This is a genomic window from Janibacter sp. A1S7 (assembly GCF_037198315.1).
GTDB lineage: Bacteria > Actinomycetota > Actinomycetes > Actinomycetales > Dermatophilaceae > Janibacter > Janibacter alittae.
Map to the genome: position 1 here is coordinate 14,008 of NZ_CP144913.1, position 18,056 is coordinate 32,063.

At 67.2% G+C, this 18,056-nt stretch carries 16 protein-coding genes and 1 riboswitch; of the genes, 14 read left to right on the forward strand and 2 right to left on the reverse strand.

The annotated features are described in order from the left end of the window. The first annotated feature begins 14 nt into the window (after nt 1–14). The 3 genes from V1351_RS00075 to V1351_RS00085 are packed head-to-tail and all read left to right on the forward strand — an operon-like array spanning nt 15 to nt 2,685. Nucleotides 15–881, forward strand: a complete 867-nt coding sequence (locus tag V1351_RS00075) for an isocitrate lyase/PEP mutase family protein (RefSeq protein ID WP_338749509.1) — start codon at nt 15–17, stop codon at nt 879–881. A gap of 5 nt (nt 882–886) precedes the next feature. Next, a complete protein-coding gene (locus tag V1351_RS00080; protein ID WP_338749511.1) occupies nt 887–2,152 on the forward strand; it encodes a 3-isopropylmalate dehydratase large subunit in 1,266 nt (421 codons plus the stop codon). Continuing rightward, complete coding sequence (locus V1351_RS00085) at nt 2,152–2,685, forward strand: hypothetical protein (RefSeq protein ID WP_338749513.1); 534 nt, start codon at nt 2,152–2,154, stop codon at nt 2,683–2,685. Before V1351_RS00080 ends, V1351_RS00085 begins: the two co-directional genes overlap by 1 nt. An 813-nt stretch (nt 2,686–3,498) precedes the next feature. Here V1351_RS00085 and V1351_RS00090 read toward each other — a convergent pair. Continuing rightward, on the reverse strand, nt 3,499–4,287 hold the full coding sequence (locus V1351_RS00090; protein WP_338749515.1) for a siderophore-interacting protein: 789 nt from the start codon (nt 4,285–4,287) through the stop codon (nt 3,499–3,501). Between the two features lie 163 nt (nt 4,288–4,450). On the opposite strand from V1351_RS00090, the gene V1351_RS00095 reads away from it, so the two are divergent. The 10 genes from V1351_RS00095 (at nt 4,451) to V1351_RS00140 (ending at nt 15,588) form a co-directional block, all read left to right on the forward strand. After that, nucleotides 4,451–5,431, forward strand: a complete 981-nt coding sequence (locus V1351_RS00095; RefSeq protein WP_338749517.1) for a siderophore ABC transporter substrate-binding protein — start codon at nt 4,451–4,453, stop codon at nt 5,429–5,431. Next, nucleotides 5,428–6,414 carry an ABC transporter permease gene (locus V1351_RS00100; RefSeq protein ID WP_338752579.1) on the forward strand — a complete coding sequence of 329 codons (987 nt, stop codon included), beginning with the start codon at nt 5,428–5,430 and terminating at the stop codon, nt 6,412–6,414. The genes V1351_RS00095 and V1351_RS00100 overlap by 4 nt, the downstream gene beginning before the upstream one ends. Beyond that, entirely contained in the window at nt 6,407–7,465 is a 1,059-nt protein-coding gene (locus V1351_RS00105) for an iron chelate uptake ABC transporter family permease subunit (RefSeq protein WP_338749519.1), read from the forward strand. Before V1351_RS00100 ends, V1351_RS00105 begins: the two co-directional genes overlap by 8 nt. Next, nucleotides 7,462–8,217 carry an ABC transporter ATP-binding protein gene (locus V1351_RS00110; protein WP_338749521.1) on the forward strand — a complete coding sequence of 252 codons (756 nt, stop codon included), beginning with the start codon at nt 7,462–7,464 and terminating at the stop codon, nt 8,215–8,217. Before V1351_RS00105 ends, V1351_RS00110 begins: the two co-directional genes overlap by 4 nt. 555 nt (nt 8,218–8,772) lie before the next feature. Continuing rightward, the gene (locus V1351_RS00115; protein WP_338749523.1) at nt 8,773–9,453 is read left to right on the forward strand and encodes a hypothetical protein; all 681 of its coding nucleotides are present in this window, start codon (nt 8,773–8,775) and stop codon (nt 9,451–9,453) included. Between the two features lie 215 nt (nt 9,454–9,668). After that, entirely contained in the window at nt 9,669–10,472 is an 804-nt protein-coding gene (locus V1351_RS00120) for an SDR family NAD(P)-dependent oxidoreductase (protein WP_338749525.1), read from the forward strand. A 139-nt stretch (nt 10,473–10,611) separates the two neighbouring features. Then, a riboswitch (SAM riboswitch) is annotated at nt 10,612–10,703 on the forward strand. A 242-nt stretch (nt 10,704–10,945) separates the two neighbouring features. Continuing rightward, a complete protein-coding gene (locus V1351_RS00125) occupies nt 10,946–11,434 on the forward strand; it encodes an OsmC family protein (RefSeq protein ID WP_338749527.1) in 489 nt (162 codons plus the stop codon). Continuing rightward, the gene (locus tag V1351_RS00130) at nt 11,431–13,137 is read left to right on the forward strand and encodes a sodium:solute symporter family protein (RefSeq protein WP_338749529.1); all 1,707 of its coding nucleotides are present in this window, start codon (nt 11,431–11,433) and stop codon (nt 13,135–13,137) included. Before V1351_RS00125 ends, V1351_RS00130 begins: the two co-directional genes overlap by 4 nt. Before the next feature lie 103 nt (nt 13,138–13,240). Beyond that, the gene (cmtR, locus tag V1351_RS00135) at nt 13,241–13,624 is read left to right on the forward strand and encodes a Cd(II)/Pb(II)-sensing metalloregulatory transcriptional regulator CmtR (RefSeq protein ID WP_338749531.1); all 384 of its coding nucleotides are present in this window, start codon (nt 13,241–13,243) and stop codon (nt 13,622–13,624) included. Continuing rightward, complete coding sequence (locus V1351_RS00140) at nt 13,621–15,588, forward strand: heavy metal translocating P-type ATPase (RefSeq protein ID WP_338749533.1); 1,968 nt, start codon at nt 13,621–13,623, stop codon at nt 15,586–15,588. The genes cmtR and V1351_RS00140 overlap by 4 nt, the downstream gene beginning before the upstream one ends. Nucleotides 15,589–15,708: 120 nt before the next feature. On the opposite strand, the gene V1351_RS00145 is transcribed toward V1351_RS00140, so the two are convergent. Then, a complete protein-coding gene (locus V1351_RS00145) occupies nt 15,709–16,554 on the reverse strand; it encodes an aldo/keto reductase (RefSeq protein WP_338749535.1) in 846 nt (281 codons plus the stop codon). A 219-nt stretch (nt 16,555–16,773) separates the two neighbouring features. Here V1351_RS00145 and V1351_RS00150 point away from each other — a divergent pair, with 219 nt between their 5' ends. Beyond that, nucleotides 16,774–18,033: a globin domain-containing protein gene (locus V1351_RS00150; protein ID WP_338749537.1), complete on the forward strand. Its 1,260-nt coding sequence runs from the start codon at nt 16,774–16,776 to the stop codon at nt 18,031–18,033. Nucleotides 18,034–18,056: the final 23 nt, after the last annotated feature.

Genomic DNA, 18,056 nt, shown 5'->3' on the forward strand with positions numbered 1-18,056 from the left:
GGAAAGGAACAGAGATGAACACTTTTAGGGAAACGTTATCGGAGGGCTTGGTGTACGCACCAGGCGTCTGGGATGGATTGACCGCCCGACTGGCCGATCAAAGTGGCTTCTCTGCACTATGCGCGTCAGGTTTTGCGATTTCAGCATCGCTCGGCCTCCCAGATGCCGAGATGTATTCCATGACAGAGAACCTTGAGGCAGTACGCCGCATTCGCGGCGCATCTCGTCTTCCGATCGTGGCCGACATTGACACCGGGTACGGCAACGCCGTCAACGCGGCGCGAACAGCACGGATGTTTGCCGACTCAGGGGTCTCGGCCGTATTCATGGAAGATCAACTCGCGCCCAAGCGCTGCCCTGTCGCCACAAGCGACGCGCCCACCCTGCTACCCGTCAAGGAAGCGGCAGGAAAAATCCGCGCGGTGCGCGACTCAGTGGGAGACGAGGTCGTCCTCATTGGCCGCACGGACGGCATCGGGGAAGACGCGATACGACGGGCAGAGGCCTACGTCGAGGCTGGTGCAGAGCTCATCATGCCGATCTCACGGGGCTTCCCGACCGCCGAAGCATGGGCAGATCTTCATACCCGGGTCGGAGTCCCCCTAATGTGCTCGCTCACCGCGTGGACGTGGACCGCGGAGGAGTTCACCCCCGAAGTTCTCGAACAAATCGGCGTACGTCTCGCCCTTTTGCCCACACAGATCCTGCTCGCCGCCAGCACCGGCATTAGGGATTCCTTGCAACGTCTTTCTGCGGGCGAACCACCCGCAAAGGTCAGCAGTGACTACATGGAACACACTGAATTCTTGCAACTTATCGGCTTCGACGAGGTCATGAAACAGCAAGAAACGTACCTCCCCCAAGCAATCGAGGAGTCGTGACAAAAATGGGACAAACCATCACACAGAAGATACTTTCGCGCGCAGGAAGTGTAGACGCCGCCCAGGTCGGCGAAAACTACCCCGTTCGCCCAGACTACATGGTCGCGTACGACTTCCCTGGATACACCGATCGGTTCTTCCGTCAGATGAAGGAAGACTTCGGTGTCACGAAGGTCGCAGAACCGGATCGGTACGTGCTCTTCATCGACCATTTGCTTTCGAACAAGAACGAACATGAGGCAGAGGTCCACAAGGTCACCCGTGACTGGGCCCACAAGAATGGTGTCCATTTCCACGAAGGTGAAGGCATCGGACACCAGGTCGCGGCGGAACTTGGGTACGCGCTACCCGGATCCTTTCTGATTCATTTCGATGGCCACATCTCCAGCTTGGGGGCCTTTGGTTCGCTCGGGATGGGCGTGCGTCGCGACCTGCTCGAAGGCTGGGTCACCGGCGGAATCAACCTCGACATCCCCGACACCACGCGCTTCCATCTGACGGGCTCACTCGCCCCCGGTCTGGAGAGCCGTGACCTAATCCACAAGATCATCTCCGACATCGGTGCCGATGGCGTTGCATTCCAAGTCATGGAGTACACCGGCCCTGGCGCTCAGGCGATGCCTCTGGGACAGCGACAGGCGTTGTGTGGCATGGCGATGTTCGCTGGCGGAGTCTCGGCGATCTTCAATCCCGATGAGCTGAGCCTCGAGTACAGCCGTAAGGTCGCCAAAAAGGACTTCGAGCCCCTCTACAGCGACCCGGACGCCGAGTACGCAGCACGTTACGACATCAACTTGAACGACCTAAGTCCGCAAATCGTCCTACCCGGCTCCGCCCGCGCTGCCAACACTCACGATGTGCGAGAGGTCAGCGGTCAAAAAATCCAGCGTGCGTTCATCGGTTCCTGTGCCAGCGGGCGGATCGAGGACATCCGGGCAGCCGCCCAGATTCTCGAAGGTGAGCGGGTCGCATCCGGCGTCGAGTTGAATGTTGTCCCAACCTCCAAGCGGATTTACGACCAGGCTGAAAGCGAAGGCCTACTCGACACGTTGCGTACCGCAGGAGCGCACGTCGTGGAGTCATCCTGCGATTTCTGTTTCGGTTACGCCAAGCCGCTAGCGCCAGGTGAGGTGTGCGTTTCAACCGGTGTGCTGAACATCGCAGGCAGGATGGGCAGCGCCGATGCTGACATCTTCATGGGATCGGCAACGACAGTTGCGGCCAGCGCATTGACGGGTTCATTGACTGACCCCCGTGAGGTGGTGAACTGATGACTGCGCTCCCACAAGTCCTTCCTGATGTGTTGACCGGACGGGTTGCATGGATCTTCGGAGATGATCACGACATCGACTTGATGATCGGCGTGGAGAACATCAAGTACACGGACCCTGACCATCTGCACAGCGTGTGCATGAAGGCCTATGAGGAAGACTTCACCGATAAAGTAAGGGAGGGCGACTGGCTCGTTGGTGGACGAAACTTCGGATATGGTCACCCTCACTACGTCGCTATGACTGCAATGCGCAATGAAGGCATCGTCGGGGTCATAGCTGAATCGTTCGCGCCGGGTTTCTGGCGAGGCGAGGTAAGCAACGGGATGCCGTTACTCACGGTTCCAGGGGTCTCATCCGCCGTTGAACGGTGGGACGAGCTTGAGGTGAATTGGCGCGAGGCGACTGTCAAGGTTGCGTCGAAGGGACTTGAGCTACAGGGGCAGCCGCTAAATGAGAGAGGACAAGAAATGATCGCAGCTGGTGGGAGGTACGCTTTGCTTCTCGCCGAGCACGGGACGAAAGTCAACTAACAAGCAGACAGCGACCGCCCCGTGCCTCTCCGGCCCAAATCTTCCATCGCGTTCCCGCCATAACAGCGGTCAATGAGGTCCCAGGCAGGTCCGCGTTGAGAGTCAACCGTCCAGCCAGTGAGCCTCCGAAGGGCGCTTGCCAGAACTCGCCCTGACCCACCTGCGGGTCAGGGCGAGTTTGGTGGGTAACAGTTGCGGTCAGTCACCAAGGCGGCTGGGACCAGCATGACCGTCCCCTATGAGTGCGAGCTGCGTACCTACACCTGTGGCGAAGACCGGCCCGAGGGCACGCCCGCCGGACACGAGAGTAATCCGGCTCGTCACAGATGAGGGTGTAGAGGCCGTTAGCGCGTCGGTGACAGGGTAGGTGTCGAGGTCTATTGATGAAGTGACCAAGCCCGCTTCGCCCATCCAGGCACGACCCGGCCCTGAGGACGAATGGGCTTCTCTCTTCGGGTTCAGCTGACCGCCCTCTGCTCCTAGGTGGAGTGGATAAGCCCGCAGCGCAGAGCGAGTGGCGCGCGGTTTGGCACGCCTACGACAGCTGGGGATGGGCTGAGGTGGAGCTCCGCCCGGCCGCGGGTACTGAGCACCTGGTAGGGCCTAGGTGAGAGGGCCAGGCCAGCAAAGAGGCCTCCGCCCTGGCCTCCGGGCCAAGGCCGGGAGTAGCGTGTTGGTCACGCTCTTCCAAACGTGTTGGGAGGCTGAATCCAAGGCATCCGAGGCCCCCGGCACTGCTGGCCTGCGGCCTTTTCGTCAACACCCCACCACTACGGGTGTTGGCGACAGTCACCCGACGTCGACCGTCGTGCGTCAGGCGTTCATCGCCGTGACGAAGTCCTTCTTGACCGAGCGCCATTGCTCGTCGGACATCCCGCGCTTCCAGTAGGGCGAGCACGACAGGCTCGAGACGGCGACGCCACGTTCGCGGACCACGTGCTGCCGTAGATCCCTGGTCTCCTCGGCTTCCCCGTGGACAAAGGCGTGCACGGTGCCCTCGGGGAACGACGCGGACTCGACAGCCGCCAACAAGGGGGCGGGGTTGGCCTCGGTGCGGTGTACCCATTGCAGATCCAGATGACCGGGGCTCTCGAGCGGGATCTCGTGCTCCGGGCCATCGCAGACCAAGCGCACCACTGCGCGCGCGTGCGGAGGCAGTCTTTCCACGGAGGCGGCGATGGCCGGCACGGCCGATTCGTCACCGACCATGAGGTGCCAGTCGGCCCGGCTGTTCGGGTGGTATCCGCTACCGGGTCCGTTGAAGACCAGCACATCCCCCGGTCGGGCCGCCAGGGCCCACGGGCCGCCGGAGCCCGAGCCTGCGTGGACCACGAAGTCGAGCGTGAGTTGCTGTGCGTGCGCGTCCCACCGTCGAACGGTGTAGCGCCGTCGTGCCGGCCACAACTCGCGCGGCTGGGTCTCACGCACCGCGCGCGGGTCGAAGACCGGGCCATAGGTGGCCCCTCGTGGTGGCACTGCGATGTTGACGTAGGCGTCGGTGTCGTCTTCCGGCATCGCGAAGCCGTCCAGTCCCGCGCCCCCCAGGACGACACGGGTGAGGGACGGGGTCAGCTGGATGGTGGTCAGGACGTCGCCGTGCACAGATGTCTCGCTCTCAGGAGAGTGGATTGTCCGCCGGCCGCGCCGCAAGCGCGAGGACCGAGCATGACAAACATAATAGGTAAGGCTACCCTCATCTAAGTTATGCGGTCCCGGGGTGCAGTGTCGCTCGGGCACCAGCCACTCCTGCGAAAGGACTCCACCCATGCCGACCCGTCTGCGCTCTGCCGCGCTCCTGACCGGCCTCGCCCTCGCCCTGACTGCCTGCGGCTCCTCCGACGCCGACCCCGCCTCTGCTGCCGGGGGCGGTGACAGCGTGGAGGTCGAGGACAACAACGGCACCCAGTTGGTGCCTGCTGCCCCGACCTCGGTCGTGGCCACGGACAACCGGACGTTCGAGACGCTCGCGGAGTGGGACGTCGAGTTGTCGGCGGCCGCCGTGGCCTTGATGCCGGAGTCGAACAAGTACACCGATGACGACTCGATCGTCGACCTGGGCATCCACCGGGAGCCCGACCTGGAAGCCGCCGTCGCCGTTGAGCCGGACCTGATCATCAACGGCCAGCGGTACGCCGACCACCACGACACGCTCGCGGAGCTGGTGCCCGAGGCGACGATCCTCGAGCTCGACCCGCGTGAGGGCAAGCCCTTCGACGAGGAGCTGAAGCGTCAGATCAGCGTTCTGGGTGAGGTCTTCGACCAGCAGGACGCGGCCCAGCAGCTCAACGACGACTTCGACGCCTCGATCGAGCGGGCCACCCGGGCCTACGACTCCGGCGAGACCGTCATGGGCCTGAACACCTCTGGGGGTGAGTTCGGCTACGTCGCCCCGGGTGATGGACGCGTCATCGGGCCGATGTTCGACATCGTCGGGCTGGAGCCGGCGCTGGATGTCAAGGACGGCAGCGACGACCACCAGGGTGATGACATCTCCGTCGAGGCCATCGCCAAGGCCGACCCGGACTGGATCCTGGTCATGGACCGCGACGCCGCCATCGCCGCCGAGGATGAGGACTACACGCCGGCCAAGGACCTCATCGAGAACTCCGAGGCGCTCCAGGACGTCACCGCGGTCAAGGACGGCAACGTCCTGTACATGCCCGCCGACACCTATCTCAACGAGGGCATCCAGACCTACACCACGTTCTTCGACACCTTCGCCGACGCACTCGAGGAGAAGAGCTGACGACTGCATCCACGCGCGCAGCCGCCCCGGCCAAGGGGCGGCTGCTCGACGGCAGGCTGGCCCTGGGAACGCTGGCCGTCGTCGCGCTGCTCGCCCTCTCCCTGGTCACCGGGGTCTATGACGTCTTCGGCGCCGAGGACGGTGCGCAGATGTTCGCCATCACGCGGGTCCCGCGCACCATCGCCCTGGTCCTCGCCGGCGCGGCCATGTCGATGTCCGGACTGATGATGCAGCTGCTCACCCAGAACCGCTTCGTCGAGCCCACGACGACGGGCACGACCGAGTGGGCCGGCCTGGGTCTGCTCGCCGTGATGATCCTCGTCCCGACCGCCTCCCTCCTGGAGCGGATGGTCGGGGCGGTCATCGCCGCATTCATCGGCACGATGATCTTCTTCCTCTTCCTGCGCCGGGTGTCGTTGCGCTCGTCGCTGATCGTCCCGATCATCGGCATCATGCTCGGCGCGGTCGTCGGCTCGATCTCGACCTTCATCGCTCTGCAGACCGACATGCTGCAGAACCTCGGCGTGTGGTTCGCGGGCAGCTTCACCTCGGTGCTGCGCGGTCAGTACGAGGTGTTGTGGATCGTCGCCCTGGTCGCGGTGGTGGTCTTCATGGTCGCCGACCGGTTCACCGTCGCGGGCCTCGGCGAGGAGATCGCGACGAATGTCGGGCTCAACTACAACCAGGTGCTGCTCGTGGGTACCGGCCTCATCGCGATCGCGACAGGTGTCGTCACGGTCGTCGTGGGCAATCTGCCCTTCCTCGGGCTGATCGTGCCCAATGTCGTCTCGATGTTTCGCGGTGACGACCTTCGCAGCAACCTGCCCTGGGTCTGCCTGCTCGGCATCGCGATCGTCACCGGGTGTGACCTGATCGGGCGGACGATCATCGCCCCCTTCGAGGTGCCGGTGTCGCTGATCCTCGGGGTCGTCGGCGCCGTCGTCTTCATCACTCTCCTGCTCAGGCAGCGCAGTCGTGGCTGAGGCACCCACCCGCGAACGACTCACCCCGCCGACGGGGTCCCTGCTGACGGAGCGGGCCTCGGGGCCATTGCCCACGGCCCGCGCACGCCGGCGCTACCGCATCGTCGTGACCACCCTTCTGGTGCTGGCCGTCGGCTTCGGCATCGGTCTGCTCGCCTGGGACAACCCGATGCCGGTCGGCTCCGACGGCTTCTGGCGGATCGCGCAGCTGCGCGCGACGATGGTCATGGTCATGCTCGTCGTCGCCTTCTGCCAGGCCGTGGCCACGGTGAGCTTCCAGACCGCCACGAACAACCGGATCGTCACCCCCTCGATCATGGGCTTCGAGGCCCTCTACGTCGCGGTGCAGACCGCCGCCGTCTACGTCCTCGGCGTCGCCGGCGCCGGGTTGCTCAAGGGCCTGCCGCAGTTCGTGCTCATGGTCGTGCTCATGGTCGGCCTCTCGTGCGCGCTCTACGGCTGGTTGCTCTCCGGGCGCTACGGCAACATCCAGATCATGCTGCTCATCGGCATCATCATCGGTGGCGGACTGGCCTCCGTCGCCTCCTTCATGCGCCGCCTGCTCAGCCCGAGCGAGTTCGACGTGCTCACCGCCCGGATGTTCGGCTCGATGGCCAGTGCCGAGGCCTCCTACCTGCCCGTGGCGATTCCCCTGTGCCTCGCCGCCGGCGGTGCCCTGTGGTGGCAGGCCAAGCGGCTCAACGTCGTCGCCCTCGGCCGGGAAACCAGCACCAACCTCGGGCTGAACCACCGCCGCGAGATCATGCGGGTGCTCTTCCTCATCTCCATCCTCATGGCGGTCTCCACCGCGCTCGTCGGACCGATGACCTTCCTCGGCTTCCTCGTCGCGACGCTCGCCTACCAGTTCGCCGACACCTTCGACCACCATCACCTCTTCCCGGTTGCGGTGCTCATCGGTTTCGTCGTGCTCGCCGGGTCCTACTTCGTGCTGAAGAACGTCTTCTACGCCGAGGGGGTCGTCTCGATCATCATCGAGATGATCGGCGGATCCGTCTTCCTCTTCGTCATCCTGAGAAAGGGACGCCTGTGATCACGCTGACCGGTGTCGGCAAGAGCTACTCCAGCGAGGTACGGATCGGCCCGGTCGACCTGACGATCCCCGCTGGCGGCATCACCGCCTTCGTCGGGCCCAATGGCGCGGGCAAGTCGACCCTGCTGACGATGATCGGCCGCCTGCTGGACATCGACGACGGGGTGATCGAGGTGGCCGGGTACGACGTCTCGAGCACCACGTCGAAGGACCTGGCGAAGATCCTGTCGATCCTGCGCCAGGAGAACCACTTCATCACCCGCCTGACAGTGCGCCAGCTCGTCGGTTTCGGGCGCTTCCCGCACTCCCGGGGACGACTGACGGTCGCCGACGAGCAGGCCATCTCCGCTTCGATCGACTTCCTCGACCTGACCGACCTGGAGAATCGCTACCTCGACGAGCTCTCCGGCGGTCAGCGCCAGCGCGCATACGTCGCGATGGTCCTGACCCAGGACACCGAGTACGTGCTCCTCGACGAGCCGTTGAACAACCTCGACATGAAGCACTCGGCACACATGATGAAGCACCTGGAGCAGGCCGCCCAGCAGCTCGGGCGCACGATCATCATCGTCATCCACGACATCAACTTCGCCAGCCACTACGCCAGCCACATCTGCGCGGTCAAGGACGGCGAGGTCGTGGCATTCGGCCCGCCCGAGGAGATCATGACCGACGACGTCCTCACCGCCGTCTTCGACACCGACGTCCAGGTCATCGACGGACCCAACGGACGCCTGGCCGTCTACTACTGATCCGCACGCCCGGCGCCTCCCACGCGCACTACCACCGGGAGTCCACCGATGGAGGCAGAAGTCGGGTGCGCCCGTGCGGCACTGCTGCTGCACCGAACACCGCCCCCGATTTCGCCTCGGTCCCCGGGGAACGCTGGCGGTAGGAGAGTCGGGTCGTGAACTCCTACGCGTAGGACGAGCTCGCCGCGGACGTGTCCCGTCCGGACCCCGGAAAGCGCTTCGACGCCACGATCGAGGGGATGGATGTCTCGACGTCCAGGGCCCGCCCCGACAGGGCTCCCTCAACACGCGCCGGACACGGCTTCGGGCAACCGGACACACGCCGATGACAAGGCAGACGAGCGCGGATGCGCGCACAGCCCTTGTTGCCCACTCGAATCGGCATCTGACCGATCCCAGGGGGCGATGGACGGACCTCTGCGTATCTGCGCGCGGCCAGGACGAGTAGCAGCGGCAACACGACTGGGGCGTCACCGTGTGGGTTGACGCCCGACGGCTGGGGCAGCCCGTCGTCGGTCCGGCGCCTTGGTCAGCCCCCTGGCGTAACGTCGTCTCATGACAGCCAGCGTTTCCGAGCAGAACGCGAGGTCGTCGGACTCCGGCGCGAGGGATCGGGTGGGCGTCGGTGCAGCCCACGTGGCTGCGTGGGGTTTCGCCTTCCTGCTGCTGCGTGTCTTCGCCGTGTCCGACTACGAGTGGGAGACCGCGTTCCTCGTCAGTACCACCCTCGGGCTGGACGATGGGCTGGCGTTGGTGTTCGGATCGCTCATGGCCAGCTACCTGCTGACGGCCATCCTGCTGATCTGCGTGCTGCCGCCGTTGATCGCGTCCTCGGTGTGGGGGACCGGCGAGCATCGGCAGGGCATTACGATGCTCGCTGTCCTCGGCCTTCTCGTGCTCGGGGCGCTGACCACGAGTTACAACCTGTGGTGGCTTCCGCTGTCGACGTTCGCCGTCTTCATGACATTCTTCCTGATCCGTCGTCTGCCTCCGCGCAACCGGTTGCGCCGGTCGGTCTCGACGGTCCTGGCGCGGGTGGGATTGATGACGGGGCTGGCCACGCTCCTGATCGCAGCGTTCGTCCAGACACCCTGGGTCCCGCAGGAACAGATCGAGACCACTGGCGGAACCATCACCGGGTACGTTCTCAGTGTCGACCCCGGATACCTCAACGTCCTCACAGACGATCACCAGTTCGTGATCCTGCTCAGCAACGAGGTGCTCTCCCGAAGGTAGAAGCACGTGCGATTGCGGATTGCACCCTCACGTGGCCAGTTCCGTCAACGATCCCCGGGCCGTTGTCGGGGTGCCAGTGCTCGACAGGTGTTGCGAAGCGCTGAACAGGACCGGGAAGCCGACTGATCGTAGAGTGCAAGCATGCGTCTGGAGCCAGCTCCAACGCCATCAGCCTGCTAGACAGTCCGGTAGGTCGACCAGGGGAAGGACCTGACATGGGCCGACTAGATGGACAGGTTGCGGTGATCACCGGCGCAGCAAGCGGAATCGGCCGCGCCGCAGCGGACCTCTTCGCGGCCGAGGGCGCAGCCGTCGTGCTTGGCGACTTGCGTGAGGAGGACGCAGTCAACGCGGCAGCTGAGATCACCGATGCCGGAGGCAGCGCCATGGGAGTGGCCGTCGACGCCATGGAGGAGGACTCCCTGGCAGGGCTGATCGATGCTGCCGTCTGCCGTTTCGGGCGACTCGATGTCATGTGCAATCACGTCGGTGGGAGCAACCCCGCACGTGACGTGGACGTGGTGGGCTTGGACATGGATGAGTTCGATCGGGTAATGCGGCTCAACGTCCGCAGTGCGATCGTCGGCTGTCGGCTGGCCATTCCACACCTGGCGCGGGCTGGTGGAGGATCGATCATCAACACGGCGTCGGTCGGAGGGTTGAACGGCGACTTCGTCCAGATCGCCTACGGGACCGCCAAGGCCGCAGTGATCCGGCTGACGCAGTATGTCGCCACCCAGTACGGCCACCAGAACATTCGTTGCAACGCGATTGCTCCCGGCGCAGTGATGACGCCGGCCTTGGCCAACAACCTGCCAGCCGAGATGATCGAGGGGATCCGCACCCACAACGCTCTACCGTTCATCGGTGACCCGGTAGATGTGGCGCACACGATGCTCTTCCTCGCCTCGTCCGAGTCGCGGTACATCACCGGTCAGGTGCTTGTTGTCGATGGTGGCATGACCAGCCACCACCCGATCGCCGAGATTCGCCGTCCGACGGACGCGAAGGGGACCTGACCGCGAAGAGGCCGTCGGGCGACGCCTGCGGGCTCTGCGCGGTGCTGTTCGGTTGCCGTGGTCTGAGGTCGCTCCCGGGGGTGGGTCCACGTTCAGTCAGGTGGTCGGACACGCGGCCACGGAGATGCTACGTTGGTCCCGCCTATCCAGAGCAGCCGAGAGACCTGGCTCGACGACGCTGCAGCAACCCCCCACATCGGGTGCGGGTGCTACCGCCGGGACCGATGGAGGATCGATGTTCTGTGCACCGTCATGGCGTGCCGTTGCGGACCACGCCAGCCTGCTCGTCGCCCGCCGGCACATCGACCTGTGCCGGGTGACGGCCGACCGCTGTCGAATGCGCACTGAGCGCGGCTGACCCTTCGCCGCGCCCTCCTCCCCCGAGCGTCCACCGCGCTCACCCCCCTTCCTTGTCGGTGCCAAGGGATCCCTCTGGCGCCACGACGTCCTTGGAGTTCACCGTGCCCACACCCATGTCCTCGTCCCCCTCCACCACGCAGTCCACGCCGGCCCAGCTGAAGCGGGTTCGCGCCCGCAGCATCTGGGAGGGGGCGATGCGCGCCCGTCACCAGGTACGCAAGTTCGCTGCCTTCGAGACCGCCGAGCCCGTCCCGGTCGGTGGCGACGACAGCTCCCCGAGCCCCATGGAGTACGTGGTGGCGGCCCTCGGGGGGTGTCTGGCCGTGGTGGCCGAAACCGTCGCCGCCGAGCAGGAACTCGGGCTCACCGCACTGGAGATCGATACCCAGGCGACCATGGACACCCGCGGCTTCCTCGGGACCGCGGATGTCAGCCCCCACTTCCGGGAGGTGGTGGTGCGGGCCCGCTTCGGCCTGTCCGACCCCTCCGCACTCCCCGCACTGCAACGTGAGGTCGAACGCCGCTGCCCCGCGTTCAACCTGGTCAAGGACGCCGGTGTGCCGGTCACCCTCGACTGGTCGGTGACGGGGGGCCCGCGATGACCACCGTCGGTGCGTGGACGATCGGCTTGGCCCTCACCTACACCCTCTTCCTCGTCGGTGCCGGACGCGTCGCCAAGCGCCGCGAGTCGGCCGGTCGGGACTTCTTCGCCGGAGGTCGGCGGTTCCGGCCGATCACGGTCGCCTTCTGCATCACCGGCCTGTTCTCGGGCTCGTCGTTCATCGCCATCCTGGAGCTGAGCTACCACACCGGTGTGTCCGCCCTCTGGTACGGCGTCGCGGAGTCGGTACAGATCCTGCTCATCGCGGGGCTGCTCGTCGTGCCCCTGCGCGAGCGGATGGTCGTGACCATCTCGGGCCTCATCGGCGAACGCTTCGGTCGGCTCGCGCTGGGCGTGGGGGGAGCCATCACCGCGTTCACCTTTCCGATGTGGTCGGTCGCCACCGCGATCGCCTTCGCCTCGGCGCTGCACGCCTTCACCGGTCTGTCGATCCAGGTGGCGATCGTGGGCACGGCGCTGCTTCTCCTGTTCTACCTGTGGTCCGGCGGCATGTGGTCCATCGCGTTCACCCAGACGGCCAACTGCGTGGTCTTCACCCTGATGCTCGCCCTGGGCGCCACCGCGTTCCTGATCGATCCCGGAGTGGGCGGGCTGAGGGAGCTGGCAGCATCGCGCCCGGAGATGCTCGACTGGTCAGGGGTCGGACTGCCGCTGGTGGTCGCGTGGTTCGGAACCTTCGTGGTCAACGTCATCCTCGCCCAGGCGGCGCTGCAGATGGCCCTGTCCTGCCGCACGCCCGAGGCGGGTCGCCGCGGTCTGGTGTATGCCGTCGGCTTCGGGGTGCCCTTCATCCTGCTGGGGGTGGTGTGCGGTCTGGCGGCAGCCCTCGTGGTGCCCGGCGAGGCGCTCGGTCTCGTCGGGGTGCCGCTCTACATCGCTCAGGTGCTGCCCGCCCCGCTGGCGGCGGTGTTCTTCCTCGGCATCTGGGCCTGTGCCCTGGGCTGGGGCGGGCCGTGCCAGTTCTCCGGAGCCACCAGCCTGGGCCGGGACGTCGGCCGGGCCCTTCGGCCCGGGGCGACCGAGGAGGACATGGTGCGCTATACCCGCTGGTCGCTGGTCCTGCTCACCGCTCTGATGATCGCTTTCGGCTTCCTGCGTGCCGAGCAGTCGGCCTGGTGGAACGTGTTGGCATGGACGCTGCGCAACGGTGCCACCCTCGCCCCGGTCCTCGCCGCACTCTTCTGGCCGCTGGCCACGCGACGCGCCGTGGTCGCGGCGATGATCGTCGGCTTCGGCACCGGGCTGGCCTGGTACCAGCTCGGTGGGTGGCAGCCCGACCAGTTCCATCTCGGGGTCCATCCGGTGTGGGTGGGGATGAGCGTCAACCTCCTCGTCATGGTGGTGGTCACGCTGCTGGAGTCCCGGGGCGAGTGGGCCCTGCCCCTGGTCGGTGAACGCCGCCACCTCCGCGGACTCGGCACGGTGACGGCCGCGGTGGCGGTGGGCCTGATCACGCTGATCGCCTGGGACTGGCTCCAGGCTCACGGCCTGGGTGGACTGACCGGGTTCGCCACCGTGGCCCTGGCATCCGCAGCGGCCTTCCAGCTGATCACCCCGCGTCCCACCACCAGCCTCCCAGCGGACTCGCACCCGGGTAGTGGCCCCGGTCGTCACCCCGGCGACGACGAGGAGGCCGTGGGCCGAGCCCGGCCGGTGTCAGGCGGTGTCCCGGCAGGCCCATGAGGTGGTGGGCATTGGCGCGTGTCCTCGACGATGTCGCCGTCCGGGCGAAGACCCGGACGGCGGCATGCCGCGGCGGGGGTGGCCCGGGTTGTATGGTCAGCACATGCTGAACAGTGCCTCACGCCTCGACGTGATCAACCGGCTGGGTCGGGCGATGGCGGACCCGTCCCGAGCTCGGATCCTGCTGATGCTGCTGCACGAGGCGGGCTACCCGGCCCAGCTGGCTCGTGATCTCGATCTGAGTCGACCCAACGTCTCCAACCATCTGGCCTGCCTGCGTGGTTGCGGGATCGTCGTGGCCGCACCGGAAGGGCGTCGCACCCGCTACGAGATCGCCGACGTACACCTGACGCGGGCCCTGGAGTCGCTGCTGGAGGTGGTCCTGGCGGTCGAGGACGGGAACCCCTGCACGGACGAGGACTGCGATCTGCCGCTGTGCTGTGGCAGCACCTCCACTGCCCTGCCGGATGCGCAGGTCATGCGATGAGCGATGCGTGCTGTGGCGGTGGCGACGAGGTCGTGACCGAGGAGCTCGCGCCGTGGTGGCGTGACCGCGCACTGCTCCTGCCGGCGACGGCAGGGGTGCTCTGGGTGACGGGCCTGCTGCTGGGCCGGGCCGGCGCCGGCAGCCTGGCCACGGTTGCCCACGCGGTCGGTCTGGCCGCAGGTGCGTGGACCTTCGCCCCGAGCGCGGTGCGCCGTCTGGTCGGCGGATCGGGGGGCGGCCGCCTGGGCGTCGGCCTGCTCATGACGATCGCCGGCACGGGCGCGGTGCTGCTGGGGCACGTGGGCGAGGCCGCCGCGCTGGCCTTCCTGTTCTCGATCGCCGAGACGCTCGAGGACCGCGCGATGGACCGCGCACGGCACGGCTTGCGCGCGCTGCTCAGCCTGATCCCCGAGACCACGGTCGTGTCACGACCGGCAGGTGAAGAGCGGATCCCGGCCGAGCAGGTCCGCCGCGACGACGTCCTCGTCGTCGGGGCCGGCGACCGCGTCAGCACGGATGGTGTCGTCACGGTCGGGCACTCGTGGCTGGACACGTCGGCGATCACCGGCGAGTCGATCCCGGTCGAGGTCTCTCCCGGTGACACGGTGGCGGCCGGGTCGGTCAACACCTCGGGCACGCTGCGCATCACGGCGGTCGCCGATGGCCGCGACAACTCCCTGACGCGGATGGTCGAGCTGGTCGAGCAGGCGCATGCGGACAAGGGCGAGCGCGCCCGGTTGGCCGATCGGATCGCCCGACCACTGGTGCCCCTGGTGCTGCTCGCTGCCGCGCTCGTTGCCGCCTTCGGCTTCGTCGTGGGCGACCCGCAGACCTGGGTGGAGCGTGCCCTGGTCGTGCTGGTCGCAGCCTCTCCCTGCGCGTTGGCGATCGCGGTCCCGGTCACGGTGATCTCGGCGATCGGCTCCGCCAGCAGGTTCGGGGTGATCATCACCTCCGGAGCGGCCTTCGAGCAGCTCGGCACGATCCGCACGGTCGCCTTCGACAAGACCGGCACCCTCACCCGCAACGATCCCGAGGTGGTGGCCGTCCACGCGGCCCCCGGCCACACCGACACCGAGATCTCGGCCCTGGCGGCCGCACTCGAGGCCGCGAGCAGCCACCCCTTGGCGGCGGCCGTGGTCGCCGCCTCACCCGACCGGCCGGAGGCCGACGATGTCCAGGAGCACGCCGGCCACGGATTGACCGGAACGGTGGCCGGGCGTCGGGTGCGCGTGGGCAGCCCCGGCTGGATCAGCCCGGGTGGCCTGACCGAGCAGGCCGAGGCGATGGCCGACCAGGGGATGAGCCTCGTGGTCGTCGAGGTCGACGACCGGACCTGCGGCCTGATCGGTATCCGCGACGAGCTGCGCCCCGAGGCAGCCGAGGCGATCGCTACCCTGCACCACCAGGGGATGTCCACCGTGATGTTGACGGGCGACAACACCCGCGCCGCGCACGCCTTGGCGGCGCAGGCCGGCATCCGCGACGTCCGCGCCGAGAGCCTTCCCCGGGACAAGGCCGATCACGTCCGACGCGCGATGGCCAGCAGCCCGACGGCGATGATCGGCGACGGCATCAACGATGCTCCCGCGTTGGCTTCCGCAACCGTGGGCATCGCCATGGGTGCCGGTGGCTCCGCCGCGGCGGTCGAGTCCGCGGACGTCGCCTTCACCGGGCGCGACCTGCGGCTGCTTCCCCAGGCCCTTGCTCATGCCCGCCAAGGGCGGGCCATCATGACCCAGAACGTCCTTCTCTCGGTGGCGCTGATCGCGATCCTCTTCCCGCTGGCCCTGTTCGGGGTACTGGGGCTGGCGGCAGTCGTCCTGATCCACGAGGTCGCCGAGGTCGTCGTCATCGGGAACGGTCTGCGCGCGGTCCGCGCCCAAGGCCAGTCCCGGCGTGGGGACGAGGACGGCCCGCGCCAGCACCTCTCGACGGTCGGCACCGGGCGAGCACGCGTCTGAGAGCGCTCGTCGCCGTGATCGTGGCGGTCCTCGCCATGGCATCACCACCGGGTGGTCGAGGAAACCCTCGCCGTGGACACTCCACGGCGAGGGTTTGCTCGTATCGGCGAACGCGTCGGGTCAGTCGGGCACGACGTTCATCTCGTCCGGGTTCGGGCCCCGGCGCCCGTCCTCGCCCTTGTCCAGGTTGCTGACCGCGGTCATCTGCTCGTCGGTCAGCTCGAAGTCGAAGATGGCGAAGTTGGCCTGGATGCGGCCGGGAGTCACCGACTTGGGGAAGATGATGTCGCCCCGCTGCAGCTGCCAGCGCAGCACCACCTGGGCGGGCGTGCGCTCGACGTCTCCGGCGATGCCCACCAGGACCGGGTCGTCCAGGACGGCGCCCTGCGCGATCGGGGACCATGACTCGACCTGCGCACCGTGTCGCCGGGTGGCCTCGCGGGCGACGTCATTGGTGAAGTACGGGTGCACCTCGATCTGGTTGACCGCCGGGACCTCACCCGTCTCGGAGACGATCCGGTCCAGGTGGTCCGGCTGGAAGTTCGAGACCCCCACCGAGGTGGCCAGCCCGGCCTCCCGCATCTCGAGCAGCGCGCGCCAGGTGGAGACGTAGTCCCCGTCGTGGACCTGCGGCAACGGCCAGTGGATGAGGAAGAGGTCGACATGGTCCAGCCCGAGCAGCTCCAGCGACTCGCGCAACGAGCGCTTGGCGTCCTCGGGCAGGTGGTTGTTGTTGTTCAGCTTGGTGGTGATGTACAGGTCCTCGCGGGCCAGTCCGGACTCGGCGATCGCCTCGCCCACGCCCTTCTCGTTGCCGTACATCTGGGCGGTGTCGATGTGCCGGTAGCCGGCCTCGAAGGCCGTCAGCACCGCCTCCTTGGTGTCCTCGGGCGGGATCTGGAAGACCCCGAAGCCGAGCTGCGGGATGGTGGTGTCGTCGTTGAGCTTCAGCGTCGGAACAGTCATTGCCACGTCAGCGTCGAGCGGTGCGGGTCCTATTCCGCCATCGTGACGACCGGTCGGGTGGTGCGCCCGCCTTGCACCGGCGGCAGGTGACCCTCCAGCATTAAACACGAGTGATTTGGTGTTTAAGGATGGTCGGCGCGAGACTGGCCACCCGACGCCGGGACGGCCGCTCCACAGGGGAGGTGGCCGGGCGGAGGGAGCCGGAGACACGTGCGTGGCGTGTCCCGACAGGAGGTACTGGTGCTGTCCGAGACCGCTGCTGCAACCGTGCGCGCGACCCTGCCGGTGATCGGCTCGACGATCGGCGAGATCACCCCGATCTTCTACCGACGGATGTTCGCCGCCCATCCCGAGCTGGAGCGCGACCTGTTCAACCGGGGCAATCAGGCCCAGGGGGACCAGCAGCGCGCGCTCGCCGGGGCGATCGTGGCCTACGCGACGCTCCTGGTCAGCCAGGAGAGGGCGGACGTGGACTCCCTGCTGGCCCGGATCGCGCACAAGCACGCGTCACTGGGGATCGCCCCGGACCAGTACCCGATCGTGCACCGGCACCTCTTCGAGGCCATCGGCGAGGTCCTCGGCGATGCCGCCACCCCGGAGGTCGTCGCTGCCTGGGACGAGGTCTACTGGGACATGGCGCACGCGCTCATCCGGATCGAGAAGGGCCTGTACGCCGGCTTCGGGGTCTCCCCGCAGGAGGTCTGGCAGGACCTCGTCGTCGTCGAGCGGCGCCAGGAGTCCCCCGACACCGTCTCCTTCCGGGTCGGTCGTCGCGATGGTGGCGAGCTGGCGCAGGCCCGCCCGGGGCAGTACGTCTCCGTACAGGTCACCCTGCCCGACGGCGCACAGCAGATCCGCCAGTACAGCCTGACCCGTGCGCCCCGGCGCACGACCTGGGGCTTCACGGTCAAGGCCGTCCCGGAGACCGAGGGGGACGGTGTTGCGGTGCCCGCCGGCGAGGTGTCGAACTTCCTGCACGACAACCTCTTCGAGGGCGACTCGATCCGCTGCTCCCTCCCCTTCGGCGATCTCGTCCTCGAGGACGGCCGCGACCCGCTGCTGCTCGTCTCCGCCGGTATCGGGTGCACCCCGGTCATCGGCATGCTGCACCATCTCGTGCGGACGGAGAGCGACCGGGCCGTCACGGTCCTGCACGCCGACCGTTCACCGGCCCGGCACCCGCACCGGCAGGAACTGGCGGAGCTCGTCGACCGGCTCGAGGGCGGCCGGCTGCACCACTGGTACGAGGACCTCGGCGCGCGGCCGGCCACCGAGACCGTCCGGCGCGGTCTGATCGACCTCGACGCCGCGGACATCGATCCCGACGCGCAGGTGTACCTCTGCGGTCCGCTGCCCTTCATGGCGGTCGTGCGCGAACGCCTCGCCGAGCGCGGCGTGCCCGAGTCGCACGTGCACTACGAGGTCTTCGGCCCGGACACCTGGGTGCCGCACGCCCTGCCGCAGCCGGCGACCGCCTGAGCACGAGCGAAGGGGGGTGCCCA

Excerpts from the sequence above, each read along its gene's own strand:
- V1351_RS00140 (WP_338749533.1), top strand. The coding sequence starts at position 13,621 with ATGAGCGATGCGTGCTGTGGCGGTGGCGACGAGGTCGTGACCGAGGAG.
- V1351_RS00145 (WP_338749535.1), bottom strand. The coding sequence starts at position 16,554 with ATGACTGTTCCGACGCTGAAGCTCAACGACGACACCACCATCCCGCAG.
- cmtR (WP_338749531.1), top strand. The coding sequence starts at position 13,241 with ATGCTGAACAGTGCCTCACGCCTCGACGTGATCAACCGGCTGGGTCGG.
- V1351_RS00130 (WP_338749529.1), top strand. The coding sequence starts at position 11,431 with ATGACCACCGTCGGTGCGTGGACGATCGGCTTGGCCCTCACCTACACC.
- V1351_RS00095 (WP_338749517.1), top strand. The coding sequence starts at position 4,451 with ATGCCGACCCGTCTGCGCTCTGCCGCGCTCCTGACCGGCCTCGCCCTC.
- V1351_RS00125 (WP_338749527.1), top strand. The coding sequence starts at position 10,946 with ATGTCCTCGTCCCCCTCCACCACGCAGTCCACGCCGGCCCAGCTGAAG.
- V1351_RS00085 (WP_338749513.1), top strand. The coding sequence starts at position 2,152 with ATGACTGCGCTCCCACAAGTCCTTCCTGATGTGTTGACCGGACGGGTT.
- V1351_RS00115 (WP_338749523.1), top strand. The coding sequence starts at position 8,773 with ATGACAGCCAGCGTTTCCGAGCAGAACGCGAGGTCGTCGGACTCCGGC.
- V1351_RS00080 (WP_338749511.1), top strand. The coding sequence starts at position 887 with ATGGGACAAACCATCACACAGAAGATACTTTCGCGCGCAGGAAGTGTA.
- V1351_RS00075 (WP_338749509.1), top strand. The coding sequence starts at position 15 with ATGAACACTTTTAGGGAAACGTTATCGGAGGGCTTGGTGTACGCACCA.
- V1351_RS00120 (WP_338749525.1), top strand. The coding sequence starts at position 9,669 with ATGGGCCGACTAGATGGACAGGTTGCGGTGATCACCGGCGCAGCAAGC.